This window comes from Chthonomonas sp. (assembly GCF_035294505.1).
Lineage (GTDB): Bacteria > Armatimonadota > Chthonomonadetes > Chthonomonadales > Chthonomonadaceae > Chthonomonas.
Map to the genome: position 1 here is coordinate 1 of NZ_DATGKU010000028.1, position 7,881 is coordinate 7,881.

Genomic DNA, 7,881 nt, shown 5'->3' on the forward strand with positions numbered 1-7,881 from the left:
GAGCGGTTCAACGTCTCCCGTCTGGTGGGAGCGCCTCCGGGCTATGTAGGGTACGAGGAGGGAGGACAGCTTACCGAGGCCGTGCGCCGCAATCCCTACTCGGTGGTGCTGCTCGATGAGATCGAAAAAGCCCACCCCGAGGTCTTCAATATCCTGCTGCAAGTGGCAGAAGATGGGCGCCTTACCGATAGTCAAGGGCGTGTGGTGGATTTTAAGAACACCGTCATTATCATGACCTCCAATATCGGGGCGGCGCGCATCCAGCAGGAGCGTGGTATGGGCATCCGCAGCGACGCAGAGCGGAAAGCAAACGATGAAAAAGCCATTGAGGCGATGAAGAACCGGGTGATGGAGGAGGTGAAGAAAACCTTCCGGCCCGAGTTCATCAACCGCATTGATGAGCTGATCGTGTTCCATCCGCTCACGCGTGAGGAGATACTCCAGATCGTAGACCTGATGCTGAACCGGGTGGCGAAACAGCTGAAAGGGCAGGAGCTTGCCCTTGAGGTAACCCAACCGGTGAAAGAGAAGCTCGCCGAAGAGGGCTTCGACCCGAACTTGGGGGCGCGTCCGTTGCGCCGAGCGGTTCAACGACTGATCGAAGACCCCCTGGCGGACGAGATTCTGCGGGGTACCTTCCGGCCCGGCGACACAGTGGTGGCCGATTTGGAGGAGGACCGAATCGTGTTCCGGCCCAAAGCGGCCGAAGTGCTGCCGGCCGGAGAGGATGGCGGGCTGCCGCCTTTGGAGACCCCGGCCACCATCGGCTAGACCGGTGCAAGCAAACGTTCGATGAAGGGAGGCGACAGGCAAAAGCCTGTCGCCTTTCCTCTTTTTTGCCCCCCCGATTCGGGAGGTGCTAGCGCACGGCAACGCACTTGAAGAGCCGGCGATATAACTGTCATTCCGAACCGGAGACGAGATAAACAACTATCATTTCGAGCCGATACTACAACTATCATTTCGAGCCGATACACAACTGTCATTTCGAGCCGATACTACAACTGTCATTTCGAGCCGAAGGCGAGAAATCTTGAATTTTAATCCCTACCAGTTCTGAGGGGTAGGAGGTGGAGCTGTCGAGACTGCCGACTTCACGGTTCTAGAGCAAGTCAGCAAAGTGAGCTTATCTTGCTCGCCCCCTATCCCATCCTTTCCCCCGATTCGGGAGAAAGGGGGCGGTTATGTTGGGTTTCCGAAGGGAAAGCTAACCAAAGGAAACCGAAGGTAAGCTTACTGGTCTCCCCTCTCCCAAATTTGGGGAGGGCGCCCTGCCCCAGAAAATCTTGCGATTTTCTGGGGACCCCAGCGTCGGCCTTGAGGGGCGGGGGGTGGGGGTTTGTAGAGCCGAAGGCTACTGTCATTTCGAGCCGAAGGCGAGAAATCTTGAATTCCAATCCCCACCGGTTCTGAGGAGTAGGGGTAGGGCTGCAGAGACTGCCAATCTCCCAGTTCTAGAGCCAATTCCTAAAGCAAGCCCACTTTGCTCGCCCCCTATCCCGTCCTTTCCCCCGATTCGGGAGAAAGGGGGCGGTTATGTTGGGTTTCCGAAGGGAAGGTTATCATAAGAGACTGCCAATAAGCTTACTGGTCTCCCCTCTCCCAAATTGGGGGAGGGGCGGGGGGGGTGGGGGCTGGAGAAGCAGACGGCGATACAGCGGCCAGAGAAAGAGACGATCGCGGGAACTGCGCTGGCCGCAAAGGCGCCGTCCGCTAGGACGCTCACCACGAGGTGCCCCTCTCCCTGATAGGGGGAGGACGTGGGGGTGGGGGCCTTGAGCGGGTATTATCTTCTTCAAAGAAAGAGGGAGACTAAGAAAAGAAGTGTCTATTACCCGTCGTCAGTTGCTCGGAATCTCTCCACTGCTGCTTTTGCAAGCTTCAACCGCTCCTGCATCGCCAATCGAGAAGGCGCAATGGTCTGAGGCCTTTGTAGATAGCATCGGCGTCTGTACGCACTGGACTTATAGCGACACCCCTTATGGCTACGCTTATGAACGGGTGAAGCATCTGCTGATCGATTCCGGCATCCGCCATATCCGCGACGGGTTCTCGGAACGCATTACCGAGCTCGGCAGGCTAGGCATAAAGACCTGTGTCGCCGTTGGCCCAGAAGCCTCGTCGAAACCGGACGCGCAGAAGGTAGCCGACATCGTCGAACGGGTCAAAACTCTCAACGCCGCTCACCCTTGCATAGATGCCATCGAAGGCCCCAACGAGCCGGACCTGTTCTGGCCACGATTCCACATCACCTACAAGGGTGAGGGAGGAGACCAAGGCATAGACAGCATTGTAAAAGGCGTAACGGCTTTTATGGCCGATCTCTATCCTGCCGTAAAGTCGAACCCGGTCACGGCAAAGCTAACCGTGATAGGCCCCTCGCTCGGCGTGACCTACGATCCAGGGGCAGGCCATCCAAACCCTTTTCCCAAAGGGAGTTTAACGAACTATGTGGATTGGGGAAACTTCCATCCTTACTGTGGGGGAAACCCGTTTAGTATCCCTTTCCCCTACGACACTCTTGAAAAATACTATTGGCAGGGTGACTTTCCATCCTCCAAACTCGATGAGTTCCCTTATGCCTTTCTCACCTATGCTCCGCCGTTTGCGCCCAAGCCTATGGCCGCCACAGAGACAGGCTATTCCACAAACCGCGCCGGCCCTTCGGAGGTCGTCCATGCGAAATACATGCCGCGCCTCTTCTGCGAATACTTTCGTTTAGGCATACGGCGCACCTACAGCTATGAGTTCGTGGATGAGTTTAACGATCCCGATGGCACCAATCGGGAGGCACATTTTGGGCTGGTGCGTCGCGATCTTACGCCAAAACCGGCCTACTATGCCGTTAAAAACCTCATCACGCTATTGCGAGATAAGAGGCCTCGAACCGGTTTCAAACCGTCTGCATTGCCACTGACCATTCGCGTTTTTCCGGTGAAAGACTATCGGGAGCCGATTTCCGGCCAGGTGGTTACCTACGACCGAACGCAGTATGTGCATCACCTGCTGCTTCAGAAGAGCGACGGACAGTTTTGGCTCCTGCTTTGGCATGAGATAGCCGATGAAGACACAAGCATCACGCCGCCCAGACCCATTCAGCCGCCCGCCATGCCTGCGGAGGTCTTGTTGCCATCGAGCTTCCATAAAGCCGTTATCTATCGTCCCAACAACGGCATCTATGGGGTTGAGAGCGATATAATAAAAGGGCGCCTGGCGCTTATGGTTCCGGATGAGCTGCTGGTAGTTCAACTTTTTCAGCGTTAAGGAGAGTTTCCATTGGATGTAGTAGGCATCATTCCTGCACGTCTGGCCGCTACGCGCTTGCCCAACAAGCCTTTGGCCGATATCGGCGGCAAGCCCATGATCGTCCACGTGTGGCGACGCGCTCGAAAGGCGGCCTCTTTGCAAGAGGTTTGGGTAGCCACGCCCGACGTGGCCATTGTCGAAGCGGTTGAGAGGGAAGGGGGGAAGGCCCTCCTTACCTCGCAGCAGCACCGCACCGGCACCGATAGAGTCGCCGAGGCGGCAAGGCTGCTGGGCCTCCCCCCAGAGGCCATCGTGGTGAACATTCAGGGCGATGAACCGCTTCTAGAGGCCGAGAGTATTGACCGCATGGTGCAGTTGCTTCAGGCCGACCCCGCATTGGACATGGCCAGCGTGATGTGCCCATGCCCAAAAGAAAGTTTGGACGATCCGGCCTGCGTAAAGGTGGTGTGTGGCCGCAACGGCGATGCGCTCTACTTTTCCCGCTCTCGCATTCCCTATCCTCGGCAGGAATCCTCGGTGCCGGTGATGCAGCATATGGGGCTGTACGCCTACCGAAATCGCTTTTTGCAGCTCTTTACCACCTTAGAACCCACCCCGTTGGAGTGCACCGAATCGTTGGAGCAGTTACGGGCGCTGGAGTGGGGCTATCGTATTCGGATGGCGCGTGTGGAGAAGGCCTCCATCGCCGTAGACACGCCGGAGGATTTGGAGAGAGTGCGGCAGTTATTGGCTTTGGGGGCGTAGGCGGGGAGTTCGTGCTTAACTCTCTTGCAAATAGGCTTTAAGCAGGGCGCGAAACAGGCGTCCGTGGTTTGGTATTTTAAGGTGAAGCAACTCATGCACAATTACCTCGCGGCGGAAGCGGGCCGGTTGCCGCAACAAATCGACATCGAAGGTGAGGCGCCCCCGCGAAGAGCAACTCGCCCACTTTCGCTTCATGGGGCGTAGGTGTATTTCTCGAATGCGGTTGGCCACCTCAAGGCGTTGCGCCCACGTCCAGACCTCGGCTACAAGAATGTCTCGAACGATGCTCTCCCCTGTATCTTTATCGAGAGTATGGGAAGTCTTCACGATCACTGCTGACTTTATTATGTGGCCCTCCTAAGAAGTTGGAGTATCTCATTGACCCACGTTACCGGGTTAGTCTCCCCTGCATCTATTAGCACCTTGTAGAGTTGCTTGCGCAGGTCACGCTCCTGAGCCGGGCTGGTAGCCCAATGAGGAAACTGGTGAAAAATCGGTTGCACGGCAGTGGCCACCTGTTCCGCCCGGTCGGCATTGAAGTTCTTTTGAACGCGCAGCCACCAGGCCACGGCAAAGGCTTCTGGTGAGAGGTTAGTCTGCTGGCACTGCTCTTGAGCAGTCTGCAGATCGTGAACGAGTTGAGAGAGTTCTTTCAGGGCTTCTTGGCTGTTGATCTGCTGTTCCTCGAAAGCGTGCCGGATCGCCTCGGCGCGCTCGCCGATGGGGATAAGGTGAGGCTGCCCTCTGCCCTGGGCCTCTACCAGTTTATGAAGCTCCTTAAGCAGGTTGAACACCTTGACCGTGTCTGGCTGTGGTTTTGCCAGCAACTGCAGCAGTGCTGGCGCTCCTAATTGGTAGGTTTCATACGGATCACGTACGGTGTTGGTAACAGTATGTTTCTGGATAATTTCCGCGGTCTTGCGGAGAAACGAGCGGTCTATCGGTACGTGTGGCTCGTAGGCGCTGCGCAGCAACTGGTACATCTCCACTAGCGCCTTATAGTCATCGAGAAACGGGCGCAGGAACGGATCTGGGGAAAGAATCTCATAACCCTCCTCTAACTCACGGAAGTAGGCATAGAACGTTTCTCGGCGCTGCCTATCGCGGAAGTATTCCAAAACGGCCTCTGCGGCCTTGTCGGCGGTTTTTCCTACGCTAAGCGGCAGAAACTCGTTTCGCCCACGCTCCATCAAGTCTTTGAAGTGTTCCTGAAGCACCTCCAGCCCCTCGACCACACCGTTCACATCCTCCGAGTCGAAGGCGAGGGCCTGCTTTAGTCTGTTGAAAATTCCGACAAAATCCACGATGAGGCCGTTCGTCTTGCGTCGCCCCGTCTCGTCCTCGTAAGGGCGATTGACGCGGGCGATGGTCTGCAAAAGCACATGATCGCGCATGGGCTTATCTAAATACATGCAGTAGAGGATTGGCGCATCGTAGCCTGTGAGCAGTTTTTCGGTGACGATAAGGATTTTAGGTTGTTCGTTCGGCTTGCGAAAAGCTTTGCGCACAGCCGCCTCTTCCTCGTCGCTTAGGTGGTATCGACTCAGCTCGGGCGGATCGCTCGGCCCGCGGCTGATCACGACCCGACTCATGTTCGGAGGAAGGTGGCGGTCGAGGGCTTGCTTATGCAGCCCGCAAGCTTCACGGTCTACCGCTACCACGAAAGCTTTGTAACCCATAGGCTCAATGTAGTGACGGAAGTGTTCGGCCACATAGGCAGCTATTTTTTCTACTCTTTCACGGTTCTTGAGCATATTTTTGAGCGTTACCGCGCGATCAAGCACGCGATTAAGCTCTTCGACGTCTGCCACGCCCTCCAGTTCCGCCGCGGCCCAGAACTCTTGCTCCATGGCCTCAGCGTTGGCGATGAGGTCGTTAGGTGCCATTTGGTAGTATAGGGGCACGGTGGTGCCGTCTGCAATGGATTCGCGAATAGAGTATTTGTCAAGATAGCCTTGTGAGTCGTCAATGCCAAATGTTTTGAAGGTGCCTTGCCCGTGTGCGGTTCGGTCAATAGGCGTGCCGGTAAAGCCTACGAATGTGGCATTGGGCAGGGCACCCATAAGATAGTTGCCCAGATCGCCGCCGGTGGAACGATGCGCCTCATCCACCAGCACAAGGATGTTGCTTCGAGTATTTAGAGCGGCGTCGGCATCGTCGAATTTATGGATCATGGAAACAATAAGGCCGCGCGTGTCGTCTCGCAACAGTTGTTGTAGGTGGCGCTTATTCTGTGCCACATGCACTCTGCCGAAGCCCACCGCCTCAAGGTTCTGAAAAAGTTGCTGTTGCAACTCGTTGCGATCCACGATCATCAGGATGGTGGGGTTTTCTAGGCGCGGATCTTCCAAGAGTCGCTTGGCAACTGTAATCATAGTGTAAGTCTTGCCCGATCCTTGCGTATGCCAGATGAGGCCGCGGCGCTTGTGGGGGTCTTTGGAGCGGGCGACGACCTTTTCTGTAGCCCGCATCTGATGGGCACGCAGCACCGCCTTGGTCAGCTCGCCGTCCTTGCGTACAAAGAGGATGTAGTCGGTGAGCAGGCGCAGCACATGGCCGGGGGCGAGAAAGGTTTTCACCAGGGTTTCAAAGTCCCCTGCCTGCTCGTCACGCCAGTTGAACAGCGTTTTGCGGGTAAGGCTCCAAGTTGGGCCGTAGAAGAATTGGACGAGATGCGTTAGCGTAAGCAGCTGCGCTTGGGCCATCAGCTCGGGCGCCTGTTCATGATAACGGCGAAGCTGGTCTAAAGCCTCCGCAATGCCTTCTATGCGCGTGGCGGCCTTGGTCTCCACCACGATCACCGGAATGCCGTTGATAAGGAGCACCACGTCGGCGCGGATGGCGTTTGTGCCCCCTTGTGCTGTTGCAAAGCGGAATTCGTCGGTAACATGAAAGCAGTTGTTGTGTGGGTGTTGGGGATCGAGAAGTTTCAGGTTGCACTCGCGATGTTGCTCCTCTACGAAGAGCGTCTTTAGGCCTTTTAGATACTCCCAAGCCTCTAGGTTTCCCTCGATGTCGGGCCGCACCCTAAGCAGACGGGCAACCACCTCGTTGGCTTTGGTGGGGCTATCTACCACGCCGGGGTTAAGGAGTTGCAGGCGTTCGACGAGCACACTTTTCAGCAGGGGGCTTTCCACACCGCCCCTGTAGCGCAAAGCCTCTTCCGGCAGCAGGTATTCCCAGCCTGCCTCCTCGGCATAGCGGATGAAGGGGTTTTGCACGGTGCGGCGTTCGCTAAAGCGGCTCATAGTTGTTTTTCCCCGCCGTGCTCGGCCACCAGCGCTGAGGGCAGCCTGGTTTTGGCCGTCATCAGGTGGTGCAGTAGCGTTTTGAAGAGCGCTTCCAGCGCGGTTTTGCGTGTCTCCTCGGTACGGATTTTCTCATCCACGGCGTGGAGGATGCGCGCGATTTCGCGCTGTTCCTCGAGGGGTGGGAGGGGGAGGAGCTCCTTGAGGACATCATTGTCAGTAACTGCTGGATAGCTGGAACCTCGCTGATGCTCTGAAACTTTCTCAACAAACTGGTCACGGGAAACTGCAAAAAACAAATAATTTCCATCGAGCAATTTGGTTATTGGATGAAGTACGCAAAATGCTGTTGAGCAAACATGTCCGTCAAATTCTATTGGAATCTTTGCTATACGCTTCAGGTATGGTCTGACGGTCGCAAAGATCACATCCCCATAATGGATCTGTTTTCGTGCTCTACTAGGGGCTTCTTTGCCGAAATAGATTTTATGGTCTACAATGGCTAATGACTCGTTGCTGATAGATGAAACATCAATATACTTGAAATGTCTATCTGGCTGCTTTCTCGGATCGAGCAGTTTTGTTTTTTGAACTACCTCTCCAAGTCGCACCACCCGCCAAT

At 55.8% G+C, this 7,881-nt stretch carries 6 protein-coding genes; 3 read left to right on the forward strand and 3 right to left on the reverse strand.

The features are described 5' to 3' along the window. The 3 genes from VKV18_RS00955 to kdsB form a co-directional block, all read left to right on the forward strand. The coding region (locus VKV18_RS00955) for an AAA family ATPase (protein WP_324202357.1) at positions 1 to 771 on the forward strand (771 nt) is incomplete at its 5' end. Between the two features lie 1,053 nt (positions 772 to 1,824). Continuing rightward, a complete protein-coding gene (locus VKV18_RS00960) occupies positions 1,825 to 3,264 on the forward strand; it encodes a hypothetical protein (RefSeq protein WP_324202358.1) in 1,440 nt (479 codons plus the stop codon). A gap of 12 nt (positions 3,265 to 3,276) precedes the next feature. After that, on the forward strand, positions 3,277 to 4,011 hold the full coding sequence (gene kdsB, locus VKV18_RS00965) for a 3-deoxy-manno-octulosonate cytidylyltransferase (protein WP_324202359.1): 735 nt from the start codon (positions 3,277 to 3,279) through the stop codon (positions 4,009 to 4,011). 15 nt (positions 4,012 to 4,026) lie between these two features. Here kdsB and VKV18_RS00970 read toward each other — a convergent pair whose 3' ends face one another. The 3 genes from VKV18_RS00970 to VKV18_RS00980 all read right to left on the reverse strand — a co-directional run. Next, positions 4,027 to 4,338: a M48 family metallopeptidase gene (locus VKV18_RS00970; RefSeq protein ID WP_324202360.1), complete on the reverse strand. Its 312-nt coding sequence runs from the start codon at positions 4,336 to 4,338 to the stop codon at positions 4,027 to 4,029. A gap of 17 nt (positions 4,339 to 4,355) precedes the next feature. Further along, positions 4,356 to 7,259, reverse strand: coding sequence for an HsdR family type I site-specific deoxyribonuclease (locus VKV18_RS00975; RefSeq protein ID WP_324202361.1), 2,904 nt, complete (start codon positions 7,257 to 7,259; stop codon positions 4,356 to 4,358). Further along, positions 7,256 to 7,881 (reverse strand): restriction endonuclease subunit S (locus tag VKV18_RS00980; RefSeq protein ID WP_324202362.1); only part of this gene is annotated, 626 nt, incomplete at its 5' end. The genes VKV18_RS00980 and VKV18_RS00975, both read right to left, overlap by 4 nt.